At 75.2% G+C, this 3,021-nt stretch carries 3 protein-coding genes and 1 pseudogene; 1 reads left to right on the top strand and 3 read right to left on the bottom strand.

The window, feature by feature from the left end:
- Positions 1-203: 203 nt before the first annotated feature.
- From AOK11_RS38350 to AOK11_RS38340, 3 genes are read right to left on the bottom strand one after another with little or no spacing between them, the layout of a single operon-like run.
- Positions 204-896 (bottom strand): hypothetical protein, encoded by a 693-nt coding sequence (locus tag AOK11_RS38350; RefSeq protein ID WP_055598211.1) that lies wholly within the window; start codon positions 894-896, stop codon positions 204-206.
- Positions 893-1,444 carry a hypothetical protein gene (locus tag AOK11_RS38345; RefSeq protein ID WP_055598210.1) on the bottom strand — a complete coding sequence of 184 codons (552 nt, stop codon included), beginning with the start codon at positions 1,442-1,444 and terminating at the stop codon, positions 893-895. The genes AOK11_RS38350 and AOK11_RS38345 overlap by 4 nt, the downstream gene beginning before the upstream one ends.
- Positions 1,441-2,751, bottom strand: coding sequence for an MCE family protein (locus AOK11_RS38340; RefSeq protein ID WP_055598209.1), 1,311 nt, complete (start codon positions 2,749-2,751; stop codon positions 1,441-1,443). The genes AOK11_RS38345 and AOK11_RS38340 overlap by 4 nt, the downstream gene beginning before the upstream one ends.
- An 18-nt stretch (positions 2,752-2,769) precedes the next feature.
- Here AOK11_RS38340 and AOK11_RS44275 point away from each other — a divergent pair.
- Positions 2,770-3,021 (top strand): annotated as a pseudogene (locus AOK11_RS44275) (hypothetical protein); the annotation flags it as partial.

The following is a 3,021-nucleotide window of genomic DNA, read 5'->3' as shown; positions in this document are numbered from 1 at the left end:
GGCGGCGAGCGCCTCGTCCCGCTGCTCGGCGTACGCGGCCCGGTCGTCGTGGGCCGCGCGGTACCAGTCCTGTCCCGCCCACGCCGCGAAGCCGCCCGCCGTGAGGGTGAGGGCGAGCAGCACGGCCGGCAGCGGCCGGGTACGGGTGCCGGCGAGGGCGCGGACCGCGCGTCTCATGGGGTGCTCCACTCTCCCGCGCACGGTCAGCGGGCCTTGATGTCGGTGATCCGCCACTGGTCGTTCACGAGCCGTGCCGTGACGGTGAGTTGGGCCGCCGCGGTGGTGGCCGTGTCCTTGCCGCGGTGGGAGGTCTGGTCGAGGAAGACCAGCAGACGTGCTTTCTCGTCGTCGAGTTCGATCACTCCGGTACGGGCGACCCGGGTGCTCAGGGTGACGCGCTGCTCGGTGAGGTCGTCGCGGACCTGGTCGAAGAGGGCCTGGTACTGGCGGGCCGCGCGGCCGCTGAGGACGGTGCGTGCGGAGCGTTCGGCGGCCGCGGTGCCGTCCGGTGTGTAGGAGAAGGCCCGCGCGAGGGCATGGCCGACCTCACCGGCGACACGGGTGGTGGCCTCGGTGTCGGTGAGCGCCTGGTTCCGGACGGGCGGGGCCGATCGCAGCTGGTGGGCGCCGTGGAAGAAGCCGCAGCCGGCGACGAGGAGCAGTGCGGCGGTTCCGGCGAGGGCGGCCCGGCGAAGGCGTCCGGCGGGGAGGTGAGGGGGGTGGACGCCGCGCGTAGTGTCTTCCGGCTCCGGGACGGCATCCGGCCGCCCGGCTTCCGTGGCGGGTTGTGCGTCCGGCGCGTCCGGCGCGTCCGGCGCGTCCGGCGCGGAGGTTTTGTCGGGCTCCGGCCGTCTGCCCCTGCGCAGCAGCCGGGTCGGTATCGGGGTCCGCGTCATCGGCCGCTGCCCTCCTTCTCCTCGGAGGTCTCTCCCGCGTCCCGGGCCGCCCTCTCCCCCGTGACCGGCACCGCGCTCAGTGCCCTCACCTTCCACTCCCCCTCGTCCGTGCGGGCCAGAACCGCCTCCAGCCGTTTGCGGTCGGTGGTCGGCTGCTTCGACCCGGCGGGCGTGACCTCGACCCGGACGGTGGTGATGAGCTTGGCCGTGCCGGTGCGTGGGTCGAGCGCGGTGACGGCGGCCTCGGTGACCGTGCCGCGCGCCGAGGCGCCCGCCTTGGCCTCGGTGCCGCCCAGTTCCTCGCGCAGGGGCCCGGTGGAGGCGGCGCGCCAGGATGCGATGCCCTGCTCGGCCCGCTGCCGGGTGGAGGCGTCGAGTGTGGTGAGTACGGCGACGCCCTCACGTCCGTCGGCGAGCGCCCGGTCGCGCTCCCGGCCGTAGGCGAGCGCGTCGTCGGTGCGTGCCTGCGCGTAGGTCCACGCGCCGGTGCCGCAGAAGCCGAGCGCCAGGGCGAGCCCCACGCCGGTGAGGATGCGGGTCCGCTTCATCGGGTGCTCCCGGTGGCCGGAGTGAGCAGGCCCGTCATGTCCTCGGGCGCCTCGCCGTCCTGGCCGGGCAGGGCGAGGGCGCCGGGGAGCGCGGTCGCACCGGCCGTCCTCGCCCCGCCGCCGGTGCCGCCGCTGCTGCCGCTGCTGCCGCTGCTGCCTGAGGGCAGGGTGCCGGGCTTGGCCGGTTCGGGTACCGGGCCGCCCTTCGGGGCGTTCGCCGAGCCGCGCACGTTGACCCCGTCCGCGGCGGAGGCGGTGCAGGCCGCGCCGGTGTTGAGGGCGGGCGTGGTGCCGAGGTCGAGTCCGTTGCGGTAGCGGGTGGCGCCGTATCCGGCGGTGCAGGGAAGGGGGTTGAAGAAGGTGACGGCCATGCCGAAGTTCAGCTTTCCTCCGTCGACGGCGGTGGCGCCGGCGGCGACGGCCGCCGGGAACTTCACCAGGAACTCCTCCGTGCCGCGCTGCCGGGTGACGGCGATCTCGGAGGTGGTGAGCAGGTTGGCGAGGACGACGCCGAGGCTCGGGTCGAGGTCCCGCAGGACGCCGCTGACCTGGGTGGCGGCGTCGGGGGCGACGGTCAGCAGGCGGCGCAGGTCGGCGTCGGATCCCTTGAGGGCGCGGGCCAGTTCCTCCGCTCCGGTGGCGAAGTCGCGGATGGCCTGCGCCTCTTCGGCCTGGGTGCGCAGGACGGTCTCGCCGTCGGTGAGGAGCCGGGTGGTGGACGGCAGGTTGCGGTCGGCGGCCTCCACGAAGCCGCTGCCGCTCTCGAGCAGGACCTCGAGGTCGTCGCCGTGGCCCTCGAAGGCCTTGCCGAACTCGTCCACGACCGTGCGCAGGTCTTCGAGCGGTACGGAGTCGGCGAGGGCGTTCACACCGGTGAGGACGTCGGTGACGGGGGCGGGCACCTGGGTGTCGGCCTGTTCGATGCGGGTGCCCTCGGTGAGGTAGGGGCCGCCGTCGCTCTCGGGCCGCAGGTCGATGTACTGCTCGCCCACGGCGGAGAGTCCGGCGACCACCGCGCGGGTGTCGGCGGGAATGCGCGGGGCGGACTTCTTGATGCGGAGTTCGGCGACGACGCCGTCGGCGGTGAGACCGATCGGGCCGACCCGTCCCACGGAGACGCCCCGGTAGGTGACGTCGGAGTGGGTGAACAGGCCGCCGGTGCGCGGGAGCAGCACGTCGACGGTGTAGTGGTCGGCGACGCCGAGGTACCGGCCGAGGTCGGCGTAGCGGATGCCGAGGAACGAGAGGGCGAGGACGGCGATGAGGAGGAAGGCGAGGTTCTTCAGGCGTACGGCGAGGGTGATCAACCGGGTTCACCTCCCCGCGTGGCCGCCGGGTCCGCCGGCGGCCCGGCGGCGGTGGCGGTGGCGGAAGCCGTGGCGGGGACGGAGGGCAGGGGCAGCGGGGGCGAGTGCTCCGGTGCGGGCTGCCGCGACGACGACGCTCCCGGCGACGGGGCCGGCTCCTGCCCCCGGCCGGACTCCTCTCCCCCACCGGCCTTCCTGGAGGACGGTCCCTCCCCGGCCGCCGCCGGTCCGCCGTCCGCCGGGGCGGAGGGGGAGGGGGAGGCCGTGTCC

Origin of the sequence: Streptomyces hirsutus, assembly GCF_001418415.1 — a bacterium.
GTDB classification, from domain to species: Bacteria; Actinomycetota; Actinomycetes; order Streptomycetales; family Streptomycetaceae; genus Streptomyces; species Streptomyces hirsutus.
Note: the sequence above shows the minus strand (reverse complement) of the source record. Positions and strands in the feature narration are given on the sequence as shown.